This window comes from Kitasatospora sp. NPDC059722 (assembly GCF_042733235.1).
Classification (GTDB): Bacteria; Actinomycetota; Actinomycetes; order Streptomycetales; family Streptomycetaceae; genus Kitasatospora.
In genome coordinates this window covers 1-19247 of the sequence record NZ_JBHWGD010000058.1, presented here as the reverse complement: position 1 = coordinate 19247, position 19247 = coordinate 1, and the positions used below count along the sequence as shown (strand labels likewise).

At 74.4% G+C, this 19247-nt stretch carries 18 protein-coding genes; 13 read left to right on the top strand and 5 right to left on the bottom strand.

Features of this window, described 5'->3' with window-relative positions; translation table 11 throughout:
- Window positions 1–713: FtsX-like permease family protein (locus tag ACFV4F_RS30090; RefSeq protein WP_380507101.1), on the top strand; the 713-nt coding region annotated here is incomplete at its 5' end.
- An 11-nt stretch (window positions 714–724) separates the two neighbouring features.
- On the opposite strand, the gene ACFV4F_RS30085 is transcribed toward ACFV4F_RS30090, so the two are convergent.
- Complete coding sequence (locus ACFV4F_RS30085) at window positions 725–1141, bottom strand: GNAT family N-acetyltransferase (RefSeq protein ID WP_380507098.1); 417 nt, start codon at window positions 1139–1141, stop codon at window positions 725–727.
- 254 nt (window positions 1142–1395) lie between these two features.
- On the opposite strand from ACFV4F_RS30085, the gene ACFV4F_RS30080 reads away from it, so the two are divergent.
- Window positions 1396–1614 (top strand): heavy-metal-associated domain-containing protein, encoded by a 219-nt coding sequence (locus ACFV4F_RS30080; protein WP_380507096.1) that lies wholly within the window; start codon window positions 1396–1398, stop codon window positions 1612–1614.
- A 56-nt stretch (window positions 1615–1670) separates the two neighbouring features.
- On the opposite strand, the gene ACFV4F_RS30075 is transcribed toward ACFV4F_RS30080, so the two are convergent.
- Window positions 1671–2393: a response regulator transcription factor gene (locus ACFV4F_RS30075; RefSeq protein WP_380447631.1), complete on the bottom strand. Its 723-nt coding sequence runs from the start codon at window positions 2391–2393 to the stop codon at window positions 1671–1673.
- A 643-nt stretch (window positions 2394–3036) separates the two neighbouring features.
- Here ACFV4F_RS30075 and ACFV4F_RS30070 point away from each other — a divergent pair.
- Window positions 3037–4272: a glycosyltransferase gene (locus tag ACFV4F_RS30070; RefSeq protein WP_380507094.1), complete on the top strand. Its 1236-nt coding sequence runs from the start codon at window positions 3037–3039 to the stop codon at window positions 4270–4272.
- Window positions 4273–4277: 5 nt separating this feature from the next.
- Here ACFV4F_RS30070 and ACFV4F_RS30065 read toward each other — a convergent pair whose 3' ends face one another.
- The gene (locus tag ACFV4F_RS30065) at window positions 4278–4976 is read right to left on the bottom strand and encodes a DUF3152 domain-containing protein (RefSeq protein WP_380507092.1); all 699 of its coding nucleotides are present in this window, start codon (window positions 4974–4976) and stop codon (window positions 4278–4280) included.
- Window positions 4977–5116: 140 nt separating this feature from the next.
- On the opposite strand from ACFV4F_RS30065, the gene ACFV4F_RS30060 reads away from it, so the two are divergent.
- The 5 genes from ACFV4F_RS30060 (at window position 5117) to ACFV4F_RS30040 (ending at window position 10951) form a co-directional block, all read left to right on the top strand.
- Entirely contained in the window at window positions 5117–5833 is a 717-nt protein-coding gene (locus ACFV4F_RS30060; RefSeq protein ID WP_380507089.1) for a rhomboid-like protein, read from the top strand.
- 72 nt (window positions 5834–5905) lie between these two features.
- Complete coding sequence (locus ACFV4F_RS30055; protein ID WP_380507086.1) at window positions 5906–7003, top strand: PP2C family protein-serine/threonine phosphatase; 1098 nt, start codon at window positions 5906–5908, stop codon at window positions 7001–7003.
- Window positions 7004–7019: 16 nt separating this feature from the next.
- Window positions 7020–7880: an NAD-dependent protein deacetylase gene (locus tag ACFV4F_RS30050; protein WP_380507083.1), complete on the top strand. Its 861-nt coding sequence runs from the start codon at window positions 7020–7022 to the stop codon at window positions 7878–7880.
- A 223-nt stretch (window positions 7881–8103) separates the two neighbouring features.
- Window positions 8104–9525, top strand: a complete 1422-nt coding sequence (locus ACFV4F_RS30045) for a family 2B encapsulin nanocompartment shell protein (protein WP_380447643.1) — start codon at window positions 8104–8106, stop codon at window positions 9523–9525.
- Window positions 9512–10951, top strand: a complete 1440-nt coding sequence (locus tag ACFV4F_RS30040) for a SufS family cysteine desulfurase (protein WP_380507080.1) — start codon at window positions 9512–9514, stop codon at window positions 10949–10951. The genes ACFV4F_RS30045 and ACFV4F_RS30040 overlap by 14 nt, the downstream gene beginning before the upstream one ends.
- A gap of 73 nt (window positions 10952–11024) precedes the next feature.
- Here ACFV4F_RS30040 and ACFV4F_RS30035 read toward each other — a convergent pair whose 3' ends face one another.
- The gene (locus tag ACFV4F_RS30035) at window positions 11025–11453 is read right to left on the bottom strand and encodes a hypothetical protein (RefSeq protein ID WP_380507077.1); all 429 of its coding nucleotides are present in this window, start codon (window positions 11451–11453) and stop codon (window positions 11025–11027) included.
- Between the two features lie 252 nt (window positions 11454–11705).
- On the opposite strand from ACFV4F_RS30035, the gene cseB reads away from it, so the two are divergent.
- The 4 genes from cseB to ACFV4F_RS30015 all read left to right on the top strand — a co-directional run bounded on the left by cseB (window position 11706) and on the right by ACFV4F_RS30015 (window position 17150).
- Window positions 11706–12422 (top strand): two-component system response regulator CseB, encoded by a 717-nt coding sequence (gene cseB, locus ACFV4F_RS30030; RefSeq protein ID WP_380507074.1) that lies wholly within the window; start codon window positions 11706–11708, stop codon window positions 12420–12422.
- A gap of 5 nt (window positions 12423–12427) precedes the next feature.
- The gene (locus ACFV4F_RS30025; RefSeq protein WP_380507071.1) at window positions 12428–13672 is read left to right on the top strand and encodes a sensor histidine kinase; all 1245 of its coding nucleotides are present in this window, start codon (window positions 12428–12430) and stop codon (window positions 13670–13672) included.
- Between the two features lie 148 nt (window positions 13673–13820).
- Window positions 13821–14570, top strand: a complete 750-nt coding sequence (locus ACFV4F_RS30020; protein WP_380445860.1) for an ABC transporter ATP-binding protein — start codon at window positions 13821–13823, stop codon at window positions 14568–14570.
- A gap of 27 nt (window positions 14571–14597) precedes the next feature.
- Window positions 14598–17150, top strand: a complete 2553-nt coding sequence (locus ACFV4F_RS30015; protein ID WP_380507069.1) for an ABC transporter permease — start codon at window positions 14598–14600, stop codon at window positions 17148–17150.
- 241 nt (window positions 17151–17391) lie between these two features.
- Here ACFV4F_RS30015 and ACFV4F_RS30010 read toward each other — a convergent pair whose 3' ends face one another.
- Window positions 17392–18177 carry an amidohydrolase family protein gene (locus tag ACFV4F_RS30010; protein WP_380507066.1) on the bottom strand — a complete coding sequence of 262 codons (786 nt, stop codon included), beginning with the start codon at window positions 18175–18177 and terminating at the stop codon, window positions 17392–17394.
- 96 nt (window positions 18178–18273) lie between these two features.
- Between ACFV4F_RS30010 and ACFV4F_RS30005 the strand changes: the two genes are divergently transcribed.
- Window positions 18274–19154 (top strand): IS5 family transposase gene (locus ACFV4F_RS30005; protein ID WP_380507063.1). Its coding sequence is split into 2 segments (ribosomal slippage): window positions 18274–18628 and window positions 18628–19154, totalling 882 coding nucleotides; the frame shifts between segments, so codons are not numbered across the junction.
- The last annotated feature ends 93 nt before the right edge of the window (window positions 19155–19247 follow it).

The following is a 19247-nucleotide window of genomic DNA, read 5'->3' as shown; positions in this document are numbered from 1 at the left end:
CCGGGTCGCCGGCGGCCGGGGAGCGGGGCCCCCTCCGCCGGGCCGTCCGGAGCCCCCCCCCGCTGCGGGGCGCCGCCGTCCCGGGCCCGGGTGCCGAGGACGTCCAGGCGTGGGTCACCGGCCCGAACGCCGTCACCGACAGCGTCGGCGGGCCCGCCCTCGCGAGCCGGATCGACCTGCGGCTGCCGTCCGGCACCGACCGGCAGCAGGCGGAGGCGGGCCTGGAGGCGGCCGTCCACGGACTCGGGGCGCGGCTCGCCACCCCGCAGGACATCTGGAAGGCCGCGACCAACGCCGACGCGGAGGCCGCCTGGAACGCCCTGCTGATGATCCTCGGCCTCGCGATCGGCTACGCGGCCATCGCCCTCGCCAACTCCCTGGTCATGACCGTCACCGACCGCAGGCGCGAACTGTCCCTGCTGCGCCTCGCCGGCGCCACCAAGATCCAGGTGCTGCGCACCGTCGCCGTCGAGACGCTGATGTGCGTGGCGGCCGGCACCGCGATGGGCGTCCTCGGTACGGCCATCAGTGTGGGCGGCTCCTGGGCGGCCCTCGTCCACCTCATCGGCCCGACGCCCGCAGCCATGCCCTGGGGCACGATGGGCGCGCTCGCCGCCGCCTGCGCGGCCGTCGCCCTGACGGCGGCCGTCCTCCCGGCCGCACTCGCCCTGCGGGGCCGGGACGGCGAGGACATCGTGCGCGGGGCGGCGTGAGGCGGAGGTGCTCAGCCGGCGGACGGCTGCAGGGGCTTGCGGACGAGGTAGGTGAGGCCGAACCCGGAGTCGCTCTCCCGGACGTCGGCGTACCCCCGCCGGAGGTAGAACCGGTGCGCGGTGATGCTGGCGCCGGCCTCCATGTGCGCGTGCCCCTCGGCCGCCGCCAGCGCCTCGATGTGGTCCATGAGCAGGCGGCCGATCCCGCGCCCCGCCGAATCCGGATCGACGAACATGCTGAAGACCTTGTGGCCGTCCCGGGAGACCGTCCCCACGACCCCCTCGTCCTCCGCGACGAAGATGTGCCGGTCCGCGGACAGCTCGACGAACCGCCGAGCCGTGAAGTGCTCGCACATCCGGTCGATGACCTCCACCGGATAGTCCCGGCTGTTCACCTCCCGCAGGCAGCGGTGCACGATCTCCGCCACCCGCGGAGCGTCGTCGGAACGGAATGACCGGACGGCGATCACCACTGCGCCTCCCAGGCAGTCGGTCGGACGTAACCGCTGTCGAGGGTACGCGGCCGGGCCGCGCCGCGGGCCCCGTCGGGCGGGTGGGGCGATCGGTTCCCGGAACCACTCGATGGTGCCATCCGGGCGGCGTGTCCCTGGGATGCGGGCGTGGTTTGGGGTGTCGTTGTCGGCGTCGCCCACCGACCGCGTCCGATACCGGAGGTACCCGCATGTCCACCATCACCACCGTCCTGACCGTCGACGGCATGAGCTGCGGCCACTGCGAGAAGACGGTCAGCGCCGGGCTCTCGGCCCTGCCCGGCGTCACCGACGTCGTCGCCGACGCGCCGTCCGGCCGCGTCACCGTCGCGTCGGCCGAGGCGCTCGACGAGGCGACGCTCCGCAGCGCGGTCGACGGGGCCGGGTTCACCTTCGTCAGCCGCGTCTGAGTCCCGCTCCGGCCACCGGCCCCGGGTCGGTGGCCGGGCCGGAGCGGGCCGCCGGATCAGCCCGCCTCGGCGTCGGGCCGGGCGCGGCTCGTGCAGACGTGGCCCATCCGGAAGCCGACGCCGCGCACCGTGACGATCCAGCCGCTGTGGCCCAACTTGCCGCGCAGCGAGCTGACATGGGTGTCGAGCGTGCGGCTGGCCCGCGGGCCGAGCGCGTGGGCGGAGGTATCGTCCCAGATCTCGCTCATCAGGCGGCGGCGCGAGACCACCGTGCCGGGGTGCCGGGCCAGGTAGTGCAGCAGGTCGAACTCCTTGCGCGTGAGCTGCACCGCCCGCCCGCGCAGGCGCACCTCGCGGGTGGCGCCGTCGATGGAGACGTCGCCGATCGTCAGCACCCGCACCGGGACGGACGGCACGCCGAGGACCCGGCGGACGCGGCGCATGATCGCCTCGATCCGGGCGAGCAGCTCGTGGAACTCGTACGGCTTGTCGAGGCAGTCGTCCGCACCGGCCCGGAGGCCGCGGATCCGGCCCAGGTCGGCCGTCCGGTCGGTGAAGGCGACGATGGGGGTGTCGCTGATGGTGCGGATGCGCCGGCAGACCTCCAGGCCGTCGAGGTCGGGGAGCTCCATGTTGAGCAGCATGATGTCCGTGTCGTCGCAGGACTCCAGTGCCGCTGCGCCGCTGGGGGCGGTCGCGACCTCGTAGCCGTGCTGCTCCAGTCTGACCGCGAGCGCTCGGGAGACGCTTTCCTGGCCTTCCACGATGAGCACCTGCATGATGCCTTCCAGGTTCGGTGGCGCGGGTGGGTCGGTCTTCCGCGGTGGGTGGGGGCGGGACCGGTGGGGCCGGTCCCGGGCGTGACCGGCCGGACGGCCGCCGGGACGGTCGTCGAAGCGGTCGTCTGAGCGGTCGTCGAATTCGCCGGGAACGAGGTGGGGGAGAGCCCGGGGAGTTTCAGCCCGTGAGCGGGCAGGCGTGTGCGCAGGGACGCCCGGTCCGTGGCGGCCCCGCGCGCGACACCTGTCGACGTGTCCAGTCCACGATTCCCCCGTTTCGTGCACTCATCACTTGCGTGGGGGCGTTCCCGATCACGCCGAGCGGCCGGTGCCAATTCGGTACGGATCGTGGGATATTGCTACGCCCCGCAACCATCCTCCCCTTGTCCTGCCGCTGATGACAACACCCTTGTTGCCGGTGTCACACCAGGGGGGCGCCGCGTCGGCCGTGAGGACCTGCTTTTCGGTCAGCCTTGAGGACCGTCGGGCGACTTGAGATGGCGTCAGGGAGGTGTGCCCACTCCCCGCCACTCTCAACTTATAGCGCACCGGGGGTCTTGCGGCAAGGCCCCCACCGTCCCGCAGAATCACCACCTCAAGGTCTCAACAAGGTCTCAACCTGCGGAAACGGGGAGTCACGACGATGCGAGTGGTGCTGTCGACGTACGGGTCGCGCGGAGACGTCGAGCCGATGGCGGCGCTGGCCGTGCGGCTGCGCGAACGCGGCGCGGAGGTGCGGGTGTGCGCGCCGCCGGACGAGGAGTTCGCCAAGCGGCTGGCCGACGTCGGTGTGGAGCTGGTGCCGGCCGGGCCGTCGGTGCGGGAGCTGGTGACGGGTGTGCGGCCGATGGCGGGGAGCATCCAGGAGCGCGCCGCGCGGTTGACCGCCGGCTACTTCGAGGCGGCGTCGGCGGCGGCCGGGGACGCCGACGCGGTGGTGGCGACGGGCCTGTTCCCGACCGTGGCCGGGGCGCGGTCGGCGGCCGAGAAGCTGGGCGTCCACTTCGCCTACGTGGCGCTGCAGCCGACCATGCTGCCGTCCCCGTACCACCGGCCGTACACGTATCCCGGGCATCCGTTCCCCGAGGACGTCACCGACAACCGGGTCCTGTGGGAGCTGCACGTCGGTGTCATGAACGAGGTGTTCGGCGGGGTGGTCAACGAGCACCGGGCGTCGGTGGGCCTGCCCCGCGTGGACGACGTGCGCACCCACGTCAACACCGACCGTCCGTGGCTGGCGACGGACCCGGTGCTCGGGCCCTGGGAGCGGCCGGCCGGCGTCGACCCCGTGCAGAGCGGCGCGTGGATCCTGCCGGACGACCGCCCGCTCCCGGCGGACCTGGTGGCGTTCCTGGAGGCCGGCGAGGCCCCGGTGTACGTGGGATTCGGCAGCATGCCGATGGGGCAGTCGAAGGAGACGATCGCCGAGGACGTCGTCGACGCGGTCCGCGCACAGGGCCGCCGGATCGTCGTCGCGCGCGGCTGGGCGGACCTGGCCCCGATCGACGGCGCCGACGACTGCTTCGTCGTCGGCGAGGTGAACCAGCAGGCGCTGTTCCCGAGGGTCGCCGCGGTCGTGCACCACGGGGGCGCGGGCACCACGACGGCCGCCGCGCGCGCCGGGACGCCGCAGGTGCTGGTGCCGCAGGTGGTCGACCAGCCGTACTGGGCCGCCCGCGTGGCCGCCCTGGGCATCGGCGTGGCGCACGACGGTCCGGTGCCGACCGCGGCTTCCCTGTCCGCCGCGCTCGGGACGGCCCTCGGCCCGGAGCTGCGCGCCCGGGCCGCCGCCGTCGCGGGCACGGTCCGCGCGGACGGTGCCGCGGTGGCGGCGGAGCACCTGGTGGAGCTGGTGGGCGCGGGGCGCCGGCCCGTGTGAACCGCTTACGGCGCCGGCGAGGCCGTGGACGCCGGGACGGGCGGGCCGGTCAGCAGGGTGCCGGCCTCGGAGTAGGGCCAGCCGTTCGGCACGCAGCCGTGCATGCCCTTGATCTGCTGCATCATCACCGGTGCGGGAGCGCCCGCGCCGGGGCAGTCGACGTGCCCGTTCCCGAGGATGTGGCCGACCTCGTGGTTGACCGCGAGCGCGTGGTAGAGCTCGGGGCGCCCGGTGTAGAACTGCGTGAGGTCGGTCCAGCGCTTGGCGTTGATGACGACCTGCTTGCCGGCCGCGCAGTTCACCGTGCCGCCGGTGTCCAGTCCGTACTGGCCGCAGATCCGGTCGGTGGACTCCGGGGTGGCCAGGTACACCGTGAAGTCCACCGGGTCGGCGGCCACCCGCTGGAAGGACACGGCGCCGCCGGCCGCCCAGCCCTGCCGGACGTTGCCGAGGACGGCGTCCACGTCGGCCGCGAACTGCTCGGGGCGCTGCGGCAGCCCGTTCTCCACCCGCACCTTGTACCGGTACAGGTGCTCGCCGGTGCCGGCGCGGTCGGTGCCGCCGGTGGCCGTGGTGAACGCGAGCTGCTTCGGCTCGTGGTGCCACGGCTGCCACCAGAGCAGCCCGCCGGTGAGCGCGGCGGCCACCGCGAGGGCGAGCAGGCCGGTGCGTATTCGGCCGGGGGTCGGACGGATGGCTGCCATGGGTGCGATCTCCTGAACGGGGGGCTTACGGAGAGGACGACGCTCCCCGCAGTGCTTCCGGTTCACCCGGACGGCCCTGTTCCGTCGCCGGGGTGTGATGGGCTTGGGCGAGGCTTGGGCGAACGGAGAGAGGATCCTCGATGAGCCACGCCCGCGTGCCGGGCCGCACCTCCGTGCTGGCCCGGGCCGTCTGGTCGTACGTCCGGAGCGCGCCGGGCACGTTCGTCTGGCTGGCGATCCTGCTCGGCACCACCCTCGTGATCGACCGGGTGAGCCCGAGGGTGGCCCACCACATCCTGGAGAAGCGCTCGACCAACCTGCACCACCTGGAGGTCGCGCCGCTGAAGGTGCTGTTCAGCAGCGCCCTGTGGATCGAGGGCGGCGGCTGGTGGTTCTACCTCGTGCTCTACAACGTCTTCCACGTGCCCGCCGAGCGCTGGCTCGGCACCGTGCGCTGGCTCGCGGTCGTCCTGATCGCGCACATCGGTGCGACGTACATCAGCGAGGGCGCGCTGTACTGGGCGATCAGCCGGGGCCTCGCCCCGCACCGGGCCGTGTACACGCTCGACGTCGGCGTGAGCTACGCCCTCGCGGGCGTCGTCGCCGTGCTCACGTACGCTCTCGTCCGCCCGTGGCGGTACGTGTACGCGGCGGGTGTGGTCGTGTTCTACGGCTACGGCCTGCTGCAGAACCGCGACTTCACCAGCGCGGGCCACTTCACCGCCGTCCTCATCGGCTTCGCCTGCTACCCGTTCACCCGGGGGCGGCCCGCCGCCTTCGACCCGGTCGCGGCGGCGCGCACCGCCTGGCAGTGGGTCCGCGGGCATGGGCGCCCCAGCCGGTCCCGGAGCTTCTAGGGCGTGTCTTTCGCCCTAGGATCGGAAGCGAGACCGCCCCCGCGAGCGGAGCCAGGAAGGCGGGTGGCGCCGATGACACCGAGGGACGGCCCGTGGCCGCGCTACCTGCGCGTGCTGCCGTGGCTGCTGGTCGCCGGCGGCCTGCTGTGGAACGCCATCGACACGACGAACTACTGGGGCGACCCGATGGTGGCCGCCGCGGCCGTCCTGGCGGGCGCGCTGCTCCCGCTGCGGGACACGCTCGCCGTCGGCGCCGCCAACGTGGTGGGCATCGTCGCGCTGTCCTTCCGCGACGGCACGGTCGGCACCGAGGGCGGCTACCTGGAGCTCACCAACACCGTGTTCGCCGCGCTGCTGGGCGTCTGGATCAACCGCGTCGTCGCCCGCCACGGCCGGCGCCTGGCCACGGTGCGCAGCGTCGCCGAGGCCGCCCAGCTGGCCGTCCTGCCCGCGCCGCCGGACCGGGCGGGGGAGCTGACGGTGGCCGCCTGCTACCGGGCGGCCCAGACGGAGGCGTTGATCGGCGGCGACGCGTACGCCGTCCAGGAGACTCCGTACGGCGTGCGGCTGATGATCGCGGACGTGCGGGGCAAGGGCCTGCCGGCGGTGGCGACGGTGTCGGTGCTGCTCGGGGCGTTCCGGGAGAACGCCTCGCGCGCCTCGGACCTGGTCGCGCTCGCTGACGCCCTGGAGCAGTCGCTGGCCCGCGAGAGCGCGCACCGCGACGAGGAGGTGCGGACGGAGGGGTTCAGCACGGCGCTGCTCGCGGAGTTCCCGGGCGGCCGGGACGCCGTGCACGTCCTGAGCTGCGGCCACCCCGGGCCGTACCTGCTGGGCGGCCCGGGCGGGGCGGCCGGCCCGGGCGGCGTGCGGCGCCTGGACGCGGCCGACCCCGGCCTGCCGCTCGGTATGGGCGCGCTGGGCCCGGACCGCTCGGCGCCGGACCGGTGGCCGTTCCCCGCCGGGCACACACTGCTCCTGGTCACGGACGGTGTCACCGAGGCCCGGGACGGCGCCGGGCGGTTCTACGACCCGGTGAAGGGCCTCGCCCCGCTGGGTCCGTTCGCCGGGCCGGGGGAGGTGCTGGACGCCCTGGGGCGCGACGTGGCAGCCTGGACGGGCGGCCCGCGGGACGACGACATGGCCGTCCTCGCCGTCACTCGTCCATGAGTTCTACTCTTGCTCCGTGAGTGCGCACGCGACGCTCGCCGACGCCACGGCGGCCGACCTCGAAGGCCTGGAGACGCTGGTCCGGCTGCTGGCCGGGCGGGGCGTCGTGGTGCTCAGCGGCGCGGGGCTGTCGACGGAGTCCGGCATCCCCGACTACCGGGGCGCCACCGGCAGCCGGCGCCGCCGCGCGCCGATGACGTACCAGGAGTTCACCGCCGGCGAGGAGGCCCGCCGCCGGTACTGGGCGCGCAGCCACACGGGCTGGCGCACGATCGCGGCGGCCGAGCCCAACGCCGGGCACCGGGCGGTGGAGCGGCTGCGCCGCTCGGGCCACGTAGCGGCAGTGATCACGCAGAACGTCGACGGCCTGCACCGCGCCGCCGGCACCCGGGCGGCCGTCGAACTGCACGGCGGACTGCACCGGGTGGTGTGCCTGGAGTGCGGGCGCACCAGCGCGCGCGAGGAGCTGGACGGGCGGCTGGAGGAGCTGAACCCGGGCTTCCGCGCGGCGGGGGCGGAGGTCCGCCCGGACGGCGACGCCGAGCTGCCGCAGGAGCTGGTCGACGCGTTCCGGGTGGCCCCCTGCGGGGCGTGCGGCGGGGTCCTCAAACCGGACGTCGTGTTCTTCGGCGAGAGCGTGCCGAAGCCCCGGGTCGAGCGCTGCTTCGGGCTGGTCGACGCCGGGCAGGCGCTGGTCGTGCTCGGGTCGTCCCTCACCGTGATGTCGGGCCTGCGCTTCGTGCGGCACGCGGCCCGGGCGGGCACCCCGGTGGCGATCGTCAACCAGGGGCGGACCCGTGGCGACGACCTGGCCGCGGCCCGCATCGACCTGCCGCTGGGTGCCGTCCTGACCGAGGCCGCGCACCGGGTGGGCTGACGTCGGGCCCCGTTTTACTGCGCCGTTCAAAGCCCTGCTTGGGAACACATCCGGGGCGCTTATAGCCAAACTCACTCGTTCGAGTGAGTTTGGCGGGGCCCGGTAGCCCTGCGTACTGGTGCGTCCACAGATCGGTGAACCTAAACGTCCTCACACGAACCCGGATCGGCCGCAACAATCTGACGCATCGTCGGATCAGCCGATTTACGGGAGGGGACCACACGTGACCACCGAGGCCGTCCAGCAGAGCCAGCAGAGTCAGCAGAGCCTCAGTACCTCCGCCGCCCGGAACCTCGCCACCACCACCAAGACCGTGCCGCAGATGCTCGGGATCACCCCGCGCTACCTGCTGCGCGCGCTGCCCTGGGTGGACCTGGAGGCCGGGGTCTTCCGCGTCAACCGCCGCCGCGGCTTCATCCTCGGCGACGGGCTGATCAGCACCTACGTCGACGGCGCCGGCGCCAACCAGGTCGTCGCCGAGGACCTGCGCGAACTGGCCTTCCTCAGCCAGGTGGACAGCCCGCTGCTCGCCGCGCTCGCCAGCGCCTTCGTCGAGCGCGAGGTGGCGCCCGGCGAGCTCATCGTCGAGGCCGGCGCCCCCGCCGACCAGCTGCACATCATCGCGTTCGGCCGCGCCGAGAAGCGCGCCACCAACGAGTACGGCGCGGACGCCCTGCTGGCCGTCCTCGGCGAGGGCGACTTCTTCGACGGCGCCGAGTGGGCCAACGGCACCGACACGACGTACCGGGTCAAGGCCGTGAGCGCGTGCACCGTGCTCTCCGTCGAACGCCGCACGCTCGTCGAACTCGCCGACCGCGAGCCCTCGTTGCGGGCGCAGCTCGACGAGTTCGCCGCCGCCTCCGTGCGGCCGTCGACCGACCGCGAGCACCCGATCGACCTCCAGTCGGGCCACGCCGGCGAGCCGTACCTGCCCGAGACCTTCGTGGACTACGAGGACAGCCCGCGCGAGTACGAGCTCAGCATCGCGCAGACCGTCCTGCGGGTGCACACCCGCGTCGCGGACGTCTACAACTCCGGCATCGACCAGGTCCAGGCCCAGTTGCGGCTGACCGTCGAGGCGCTGCGCGAGCGCCAGGAGTGGGAGATGCTCAACAACGCCGAGTACGGCCTGCTCAACAACGTCGCCGCGAGCCAGCGCGTGCGCACCCGCAAGGGCGCGCCGACCCCGGACGACATGGACGAGCTGCTCACCCGGGTCTGGAAGCAGCCGGCGTTCTTCCTCGCCCACCCGCGCGCCATCGCCGCGTTCGGCCGCGAATGCACCCGGCGCGGGGTGCCGCCGCAGATCGTCGAGCTGTTCGGCAGCCCGTTCCTCACCTGGCGCGGCGTGCCGCTGCTGCCCTCCGACAAGCTCGATCTCAAGGGCTCGGCGAACTCGGCGCCCGGCACCACCAACATCCTGCTGATGCGCGTCGGCGAGGACCGCCAGGGCGTCGTCGGCCTGCGCCCGGCGAAGGTGCCGGACGAGGTCGAGCCGGGCCTCGCGGTGCGGGCGATGGGCGTCGACCGGCAGGCCATCACCTCGTACCTGGTGACCAGTTACTTCTCCACCGCCGCCCTGGTGGACGACGCGGTCGCCGTGCTCCAGAACGTCGAGGTGTCCAACTACCATGACTACTCCTGACGGGTTCGGGCGCGGCTCCGGGATCCACGGAGTGGCCCAACGGCCGCCGTACGGGACCGACATGACCGCGATCCCGTTCTACTGGCTGCCGCCCCAGGCGGCCCCTTCGGCCCCGCAGGCCCCTTCGGCCCCGCAGGTCCCGTCGGCGCCGCAGGCCACGTCGGCCCCGCAGGCCCCGCAGGCCACGTCGGCGCCCGCCGCGCCCGCCGGCGGGTTCGACGTCGAGGCCGTCCGCCGCGACTTCCCGCAGCTGCACCGGGAGGTGAACGGCCACCCGCTCGTCTGGCTGGACAACGGGGCCACCACCCTCAAGCCCCGTCAGGTCGTCGAGGCCGTCGGCGAGCACTACGCGACGAGCACCTCCAACGTCCACCGCGGCGCCCACACCCTCGCCAAACAGGCCACCCAGGTCTACGAGGAGGGCCGCGCCGAGGCCGCCCGACTGCTCGGCACCCCGGACCCGGACGAGATCGTCTTCGTCCGCGGCACCACCGAGGCCGTCAACCTCGTGGCGCAGAGCTGGGGCCGGGCCAACCTCGGCGTCGGCGACGAGATCCTCGTCTCCGCCGCCGAACACCACTCCAACCTCGTGCCCTGGCAGCTGATCGCCAAGGAGCGGCGGGCCCGGGTCGTGCCGATCCCGCTGCTCCCCGACGGGCAGCTCGACCAGGACGCCTACCGGGACCTGCTCAGCTACCGCACCAAGCTGGTCGCGCTCACCCACGCGTCCAACGTGCTGGGCACCGTCCCGCCGGTGGCCGAGATGACGGCGCTCGCCCACCGGTACGGTGCCCGGGTGCTGATCGACGGCGCCCAGGCGGTCAGCCACTTCCCCGTCGACGTCAAGGCGTTGGACGCCGACTTCTACGCCTTCTCCGGGCACAAGATCTTCGCCCCGACCGGCATCGGCGTCCTGTACGGCAAGCGCGACGTGCTGGAGGCCATGCCCCCGTGGCAGGGCGGCGGCAACATGATCGACTCGGTCTCCTTCGACGAGACGACCTACGCCCCCGTCCCGCACCGCCTGGAGGCCGGCACCGGCCACATCGCCGGCGTCGCCGGCCTGGGGGCCGCGCTGCGCTACCTGTCCGGCCTCGACCGCCAGGCGGCCACCGCGCACGAGGAACAGCTCACCGCGTACGCCATGGCGGCCCTGGCCACCGTGCCCGGGCTCCGGCTGATCGGCAACGCGCCCGGGAAGATCGGTGTGCTGACCTTCCTGCTCGCCGGCGTCGACCCGATGGCCGTCGCCGCCCGGCTCGACCAGCAGGGCATCGCCGTCCGCGCCGGCCACCACTGCGCCCAGCCCGCCCTCGCCGCCTACGGCGTCCAGAGCGCGGTCCGCGCGTCGCTGGCCCTCTACAACACCGTCCAGGACGTGGACAGCCTGATCAGCGCCCTCCAGGGCGTCCAGGCCACCTCCTGACCCGCGAACGGGCGGACGCCACCCCGCAGGTGGTGTCCGCCCGTTCGCCGTGCCCCGGCGCGTCAGCCGCCCGTCAGCCGCCCGTCAGGCCGGGCTCCCGGTGCGGCCGGGCCGGGTTGGCGGCGGTCGCGTAGAGGACGGAGAGGAGGAACAGCCCCCCGCCCAGGTGCCAGCCCCCGCAGACGGCACTCCAGATCCCGCCCAGGAAGTGCGCCACCGCGACGACGGTCAGGCCGAAGACCACACCGCGCTCCCCGGAGCGCGACCGCCGCACGGACGCGACGACGCCCCACCCGCAGAGCGCCGCCCACACCAGGCCCAGCACGGGGAAGACCGCGACACCGTAGCGGGAGAAATCGGTCCCGTCGTCGTCCAGGTAGGCCACGCTGCGCATGCTCCACGCCGCGTACGCGATCCAGAGGCTCAGCAGGACCTCGGCGACCAGCGCGACGCGGGCCGTGACGACGGCGAGCCTGGCGCCGTCGAGGCGGGGAACTCTCACGGGATGGTGCGCCCTTTGGGTGCGGGTCGGTGGTCGGAACCCCGAGAGCCTAGTTGATGCCCAAGAATCAGTAAAGACTGATGCGTTAATAGGTAATGCGATTGAGGGCTTTGTATCCGTCGTGTATCGACGGGCGCTTGATCCGGCGTCGATGTCCTCCGGTGCGGCGGGGGTGTCCGATGTCTGCGGTATCGTCCCTTTCACGTTCCTGCCCCCGCCCCGCCGACCGTCCGTAGAGGAGGCGTCCGTCCCGTGTCCGACGTCCCTCCGGTCCGTGTGTTGCTGGTCGAGGACGACGCGTTGATGCGGCGGGCGTTCAGCGTCGCGCTGGAGCGGTACGGGTACGCGATGACGGCCGCGGCGGACGGGCTCACCGGGCTGGAGCTGTTCCGTGAGCGGGAGTTCGACCTGCTGATCCTGGACGTCATGCTGCCCGGTCTGGACGGGATCGGGCTGTGCCGCAGGGTGCGGGAGACGAGCCTGGTGCCCGTGCTGATGATGTCCGCCCGCGGGGACGGGCTCGACGTCGTCGCGGGGCTGGAGGCCGGCGCGGACGACTACGTGGTCAAGCCCGTCGACACGTTCGTGCTGGTCGCGCGCATCCGCTCGCTGCTGCGGCGGGCCACGTACGCACCGGCGCCGGGCCCGCGGCCGGAGCGGGCCGGGCCGGCCGCCTCCGACGGCGAGGTGCTCACCTTCGGGGATCTCGCCATCGACACCGCCGGGATGGTCGTGTCCGTCGCCGGGGCGCCCGTGGCGCTGACGCCGACGGAGCTGAAGGTGCTCCTGGAGTTCGCCGCCAGGCCGGGCGTCGTGCTGGAGCGGCACACCCTGCTGCGCGACGTGTGGGACTACGGCTGGGACGGCGACAGCCGGGTCGTCGACCTGTGCGTGCAGCGGCTGCGCCGCAAGCTGGGGCGGGACCGGATCGAGACGGTCCGGGGCTTCGGCTACAAGCTCAGGCGCTGAGCCCGGTGCGAACGCCCGGGCGCCCGCGCCGCACGTCCCTGCGGTGGAAGATCGCCGCGCTGGCCGCCCTCACCGCCTGCCTGGTCGCGGCGGCCGTCGGCGTGCTGGTGCACGTGTGGACGGCGCAGGATATCCGCGACCGCGCCGACGCGCAGGCCTTCAACACCGTCTACTCCGCCATGGACGTCTACCGCCGCACCGGCGCGCTCGCGGACGGCGCCGAGCTCGACCCGGCCGGCCTGCCCGCCGCACTGCGCGACCCGGTCGACGGGCAGCGGCACACGGCCTACGACGGGAGCGTCCACGGCAACCTCGGCCCGAGCGTCTGGGGCGCCCAGCGCACCGCGGGCCCGGGCAGCCCGGTGCTCGCCGTCCGGGTCAACACGAGCCCCGAACTCCACACCCTGAGCCGCCTCGACGCGACCGTCACGGTCGCCTCGCTGATCGCCCTCGGCGCCGCCGTGCCCGCCGCCGTCTACGGCGCCGGGCTGCTCGGCCGCCGGCTGCGCCGCGTCTCGGAGACCGCGGGCCGCATCACCGCCGGGGACCTCGACGCCCGCACCGGGCCGGCCGGCGGCCGCGACGAGGTGGCCGACATCGCCGCCGCGGTCGACCTCATGGCCGACAGCCTCAGCCAACGCCTGTGCGCCGAACGGCAGTTCACCGCCGACGTGGCCCACGAGCTGCGCACCCCGGTCGGCGGCCTGCTCGCCGCCGTCGACCTCCTGGCGCCCGGCGAGACCGAGGACCTGCTGCGCGCCCGGGTGCGCGACCTGCGCGGCCTGGTTGAGGACCTCCTGGAGATCTCCCGCCTCGACGCGGGCGCCGAACGCCCCGTCCGCGCCTCGGTGCCGCTCGGCGCCGTCGTCGCGGAGGCGGTGACGCGCACCGGCCTGGACGCCGAAGTCACCGTGGCGGACCGGGAGTTCCGGGTGGAGACCGACCCGCGCCGGCTGGAGCGCATCGTCGGCAACCTCGTCGTCAACGCCCACCGCCACGGCGCCGCCCCCGTGCACGTCCGCGTCGACGGCCGGACGGTCGCCGTGCGCGACCACGGCCCCGGCTACCCGCCGGACCTGCTGCTCCACGGCCCGCGCCGCTTCCACACCGGCGCCCGCGAACGCGGCACCGGCCACGGCCTCGGCCTGACCATCGCCCTCGGCCAGGCCCGGCTCCTCGGCGCCGACCTGCGCCTGGACAACGCCCCGGACGGCGGCGCCCTCGCGACCCTGCGCCTGCCGCCGGACTGACGCCCGTCCGACACGCTACGGAACTGCTACGAACGGGACCGGCCATCGATACACGGCCGCCCAGGGCACCGATACGTTCCCCCGACACCCTCTGAAGTGCACGTCCCCGCACCGAAGAGGAGCCCCCGTGACACCCGATCCGCTCACCCTGCACCATGCGCCCGGCATCGCCGCCGCCACCACCGGTCTGACCAAGGTCTACGGCTCCGGCGACACCCGGGTCACCGCCCTCGACGGCGTCAGCATCGGCTTCCGGGAGGGCGAGTTCACCGCCATCATGGGCCCGTCCGGCTGCGGCAAGTCCACCCTGATGCACTGCGCCGCCGGGCTCGACACCCCCACCTCCGGCTCGGTGCGCATCGGCACCACCGAGCTCGGCCCGCTCGACGACCGGCAGCTCACCCGGCTGCGCCGGGACCGGATCGGCTTCGTCTTCCAGGCGTTCAACCTCCTGCCGACGCTCACCGCGCTGGAGAACATCACGCTGCCGCTGGCCATCGCCGGGCGCCGCCCCGACCAGCGCTGGCTGGACCGGGTGGTCGCCATGGTCGGCCTCGCCGAGCGGCTCGGCCACCGGCCCGCGCAGCTGTCCGGCGGGCAGCAGCAGCGCGTCGCGGTCGCCCGCGCACTGGCCGGGCAGCCCGCCGTGGTGTTCGCGGACGAGCCGACCGGCAACCTCGACTCCCGCGCCGGGACGGAGGTCCTCGGCTTCCTGCGCGACTCCGTCCGCGAACTGGGCCGGACGGTCGTCATGGTGACCCACGACCCGGTCGCCGCCGCCTTCGCCGACCGCGCGGTCTTCCTCGCCGACGGCCGGCTGGTCGACGAGATGGTGCGCCCCACGCCCGACCGCGTGCTGGACGTCATGCAGAGCTTCGACGCGCGCGCCGCCCGCTGACGCCGCCAACCGCCCAGGAAGAAACCCATGTTGACAACAGCTCTGCGCAACGTCCTGGCGCACAAGGCCCGGCTGGCGATGACCGTGCTCGCGGTCTGCCTCGGGGTCGCGTTCGTGTCCGGCACCCTCGTGTTCGCGGACTCCACCACGGCGGCCCACCGCGCCGCCGCCTCGAAGAACTTCGCCGGCGTCGCCCTCACCGTCACCGCCAAGGAGCCCCGGCCCGGCTCCGGCGCCGACCAGTCGACCAGTGTGCTCGACGACGCGCTCGTGCGGAAGCTGGCCGACGTGCCCGGCGTCGCCGCCGTCCGGCCGTCCGCCGACGGCTCGGCCGTCCTGAACGCGGCGGACGGCACCCCGCTGCGGGTCGGCGCGCGCTGGGCCAACCAGGCCGCCGCCTACGTCCCCGGCAAGGACGGGACGGACGGCCGCTACCCGCTGACGGAGGGCCGGGCGCCCCGCGGCGGCGACGAGATCGCCGTGGACCGCGGCACGGCCGCCGCCGGCCGGCTGAGGATCGGCGACCCGGTCACCCTCGCCACCGACGGGCCTGCCATGACCAAGCGCCTCGTCGGCCTCGTCACCACCGACGACACCCGGGTGACGGCCGGCGGCACCCTCGTCCTGTTCGACCGGGCGACGGCCCAGCAGCTGTTCGCCACCCCCGGCCACTACACCGGCATCGACCTCGCCGCCGCGCCCGGCACCGACCAGGTCGACCTCGCCCGCAAGGTCGCCGCCGTGCTCCCCGCCGACCGGGCCGAGGCCACCACCGGGGCCGCCCAGGCCGCCCAGCAGACGATCCTCGTCGACACCCTCACCCGCGGCTACGAGAAGCTGCCGCTGGTCTTCGCCGGCGTCTCGCTCTTCATCGCCTCGTTCCTCATCGTCAACACCTTCACCATGCTCGTCGCCCGCCGCACCCGCGAGATCGCGCTCCTGCGGGCGATCGGCGCGCAGCGCCGCCAGGTGGCGCGGGCCGTCCTGCTGGAGGCCCTCGTGGTCGGGCTCGCCGCGTCGGCGGCCGGGTTCCTGCTGGGCCTCGGCATCGCCGCCGCACTGCCCGGACTCCTCGGCGACGGGCTGCCGCGCGGCCCCCTCGTGATCGGCCCCGCGCCCGTCGCGGCGGCGCTCGCCGTGGGCGTGGGCGTCACCGTGCTCGCCGCGTGGCTGCCGTCCCGCCGGGCGGCGAAGGTCGCGCCGATCGAGGCGCTGCGGACGGCCGAACAGCCGCCGACCGCCCACCGGTTGCGCCTCCGCGCCGTGGCAGGCCTCGTCCTGGTCGCGCTCGCCGCGGCCCTGCTGGTGTCGCTGCGCGGCGCGAAGGACGCCTCGGAGGCGAACCTGCAGAGCGCGATGCTCGGCTGCGCCCTGCTCGTCTGCGGCCTGATAGCGCTCGGGCCGGTGCTCGCCGCCCCGGTGATCCGGACGTTCGGCAGGCTCACCGGCCGCCTCGGCGTCGCCGGGCGCCTCGCCCGGGAGAACGCGCTGCGCGACCCCCGGCGCACCGCCGCGACCGCCGCCACCCTCATGATCAGCACCGCGCTCGTCACCGGCCTCGCCACCATCGGGCACTCCGCCGCGCAGGCCCTCGACCACCGGGCCGCCGCCGGGCTCGCCGCCGACTACGTGATCGGCTCCCGTTCCACCATGGACGGCGTCGACCCGGCCGCCGTCGCACGGATCGCCGCCACCCCGGGCGTGCGGACGGCGAGCGCCGTCACGGACTCCACCCTGGTGGCCGGCGGCACGGTCCTGGAGGTCGCGGGCGTCGATGACGGCGTCGGCGCCGTCCTCAAGCCGGACGTGACCGGTGGTGCCCTGGGTGACCTCGGTCCGGGCCGGGTCGCCGTCTCCGCCACCGTCGCCCGCGAACACCACCTCGCCCCGGGCGACCGCCTCGACGCCCGCATGGGCCGCACCCAGGACGCCCGCCCGTACACCGTCGTGGCGGTCTACCGGGACGACCCGACGGCCCGGGACGTGCTCGCCGCGCGCGCGGAGGTGGCGCAGAACAGCTACCTGCCCGGCTCCGTCCAGCGCATCCTCGTCCGCACCGCCGACGGCGCCACCTCCCCGGCCCTCGAACAGCGGCTGCGCACCGCCGTCGGCAACAGCCCGCTGGTGAAGGTGCAGGACCGCGCGCAGCTCGTCCGCGAGGCGGCCGGGGTCATGGGCGACCTGCTGGCCGTCATGTACGGCATGCTCGCCGTCGGCGCGCTGATCGGCGCGCTCGGCATCGTCAACACCCTGGCCGTGTCCGTCGCCGAACGCACCCGCGAGATCGGCGTCCTGCGTGCCGTCGGCCTGGACCGCGCGGGCGTCCGGCGGATGATCCGCCTGGAGGCGGTGACCGTCGCCGCGTACGGCACCCTCCTCGGCCTGGCGGCCGGCCTGGCCGGCGCGTGGGCGGTCGGCCCGCTGGCCACCGGCGCGGTGGAGCACTACACGCCGGCGCTGCCGTGGGGCACGCTGCTCCTGGTGTGCGCGGTCTCGCTCGCGATCGGCGCCCTCGCGGCCGCCGTCCCGGCCCGCCGGGCGGCTGCCCTGGGCCCGCTGGCGGCGGCCGCCGAGGCATGAGACCCGGGCTGCGCCCGTGCCCCGACGGTGGCGCGACTCGCGGCGGCCCGTGGGGGTGGGGCGGGTCATTCGGGTTCGTCCGCGCTCCGGCCGGGACGGGGGGCTGTCGCTCGGCATGCCGCCGCTTCCCTGCCCGGGCGCGTCACGCCCCGCCCGCCGGGCCTGCATCCGGCCGGCCCGGGCGGCACCCGTTCCGCCCGCCCCCACCCCCGTCGGGGGCGGGCGGAAGCCTCAAGCGGCCTCAGAGGCCCAGGAGTTCGGCGAAGGTCCCGCCCAGCACGCGGTCCCGCAGTTCGCCGGGCGGCGTGGCGCGCTCGACCATCGCGCGGGTGACGACCGGGTCGCCGTAGGGCGCGTTCGAGCCGAAGAGCGTCCGGTCGGGCACCTCGCGGATCGCCAGCCGCACGGCGAACACGACGCTCGCCGTGGACAGTTCGAGGTACAGGTTCGGGGTCTCCCGCGCCAGCTCGATCGCCTGCAGCCAGTGGAGTCCGCCGAGCTGGCTGAGCACGAGCGGCACGCGCGGGTGGCGGCGGGCGAGCTCGGCCAGCGTCGCGATGTCGCCGGCGGTGGTCGGTGCGAAGCCGTGGACGACGACCGGCAGCCCGCCGTGGTCGGCGGCGGCGCGCAGCACCGGCTCGACCAGGCCCGCGCCGTCCGGCGGCGGCGTCAGCTCGCCGATGCCCCGGAAGCCGCGTGCGACGACGTCCCGCTGCACCTCCTCGGCGATCCGCTCGGCCGGTACGTCCAGCCGCACCTTGCCGAAGCCGATGAACCGGTCCGGGTGCGCCGCGCAGACGGCCGCGAGCTCGTCGACCGCCGCCGCGTGGGCATCCGCGCCGGCCGAGCGGCCGCTGATCGTGTCGTGCAGGACGCTCATCTCCCGCTTGAAGCCGGCCAGGTCGCCGGCCCGCTCCGGGTGCGGCCGGGTGCCGAAGAGCACGGCGCGGTCGACGCCCGCCTCGTCGAGCAGGGCGAGGTGGCCGTCCACCGGGTCGTGGACGTGGCTGTGCGCGTCGATGATCAACGGAATCTCCTGGTCGGTGCCGCCGTGCGGGGACGGGCACTAGGTTCTGTACGGCGGATCTTGTGACCGTCGCATGATCGGCTCGTTGTACTGGTCATGGGGCGGGGAGATCTGAGCAAGGACGAGTGGGACCGGTTGAAGCCGCACCTGCCGGCGAACGGGCGGCAGGGCGGCCGGTGGGCCAGTCATCGACGGGTGATCAACGGGATTCTCTACCGGGCGCGCACCGGAGTGCCGTGGCGGGACTTGCCGCCGCGTTTCGGGCCGTGGACCACGGTGTACGACCGGCATCGCCGTTGGTGCGCCGACGGCACGTGGGAGAGGATCCTGACCTCCCTGCAGGCCGAGGCCGACGCCGAGGGCCGCCTCGACTGGAGCCTGGCGAGCGTCGACTCCACATCGTGCCGAGCCCACCAGCACGCGGCCGGCGCCAGGAAGGAGACGCCGACGATCCGCCGAAAAGGGGGATCCCGGCGCGGCACCGGAGCGACGAAGGCCTCGGCCGCTCCCGCGGAGGACTGACCACCAAGATCCATCTGGCCTGCGAGGGCGGCCGACGCCCGCTGGCCCTGCTCGTCACACCGGGCCAGACCGGCGACTCCACACAGTTCGAGGCCGTCATGGAACGGATCAGGGTCCCGCGACCGGGCGGCGGCCGGCCGCGCACCAGGCCGGACCACGTCACCGCGGACAAGGCCTACAGCGCGCGCCGCATCCGCGCCTACCTGCGCCGACGCGCAATCAGCCACACCATCCCCGAGCCCCGCGACCAGCGGGCCAACCGCCTGCGGCGCGGCAGCCGGGGCGGTCGGCCCACCGGATTCGACAAGGAGACCTACAAGAGGCGCAACGAAGTCGAGCGCACAATCCACCGCCTCAAAGGCTTCCGAGCGGTCGCCACCAGATACGACAAGCGCGCCTACGTCTTCCACGGCACCGTCACCGTCGCATCAATCCGACTCTGGCTCCGACGATGATCCGCCGTACAGAACCTAGTACTCCAGTGAGAGTTCTCCGTTTTCCCTGGTCAGCGGCCTGGTGGTCGGGAGTGTAGCCGGGCCGTGCCGGGG

What these genes read in the sequence shown, in the direction of transcription:
- ACFV4F_RS30080 (WP_380507096.1), top strand. Translation starts at nt 1,396, where the DNA reads ATGTCCACCATCACCACCGTCCTGACCGTCGACGGCATGAGCTGCGGC.
- ACFV4F_RS30075 (WP_380447631.1), bottom strand. Translation starts at nt 2,393, where the DNA reads ATGCAGGTGCTCATCGTGGAAGGCCAGGAAAGCGTCTCCCGAGCGCTC.
- ACFV4F_RS30070 (WP_380507094.1), top strand. Translation starts at nt 3,037, where the DNA reads ATGCGAGTGGTGCTGTCGACGTACGGGTCGCGCGGAGACGTCGAGCCG.
- ACFV4F_RS30065 (WP_380507092.1), bottom strand. Translation starts at nt 4,976, where the DNA reads ATGGCAGCCATCCGTCCGACCCCCGGCCGAATACGCACCGGCCTGCTC.
- ACFV4F_RS30060 (WP_380507089.1), top strand. Translation starts at nt 5,117, where the DNA reads ATGAGCCACGCCCGCGTGCCGGGCCGCACCTCCGTGCTGGCCCGGGCC.
- ACFV4F_RS30055 (WP_380507086.1), top strand. Translation starts at nt 5,906, where the DNA reads ATGACACCGAGGGACGGCCCGTGGCCGCGCTACCTGCGCGTGCTGCCG.
- ACFV4F_RS30040 (WP_380507080.1), top strand. Translation starts at nt 9,512, where the DNA reads ATGACTACTCCTGACGGGTTCGGGCGCGGCTCCGGGATCCACGGAGTG.
- ACFV4F_RS30015 (WP_380507069.1), top strand. Translation starts at nt 14,598, where the DNA reads ATGTTGACAACAGCTCTGCGCAACGTCCTGGCGCACAAGGCCCGGCTG.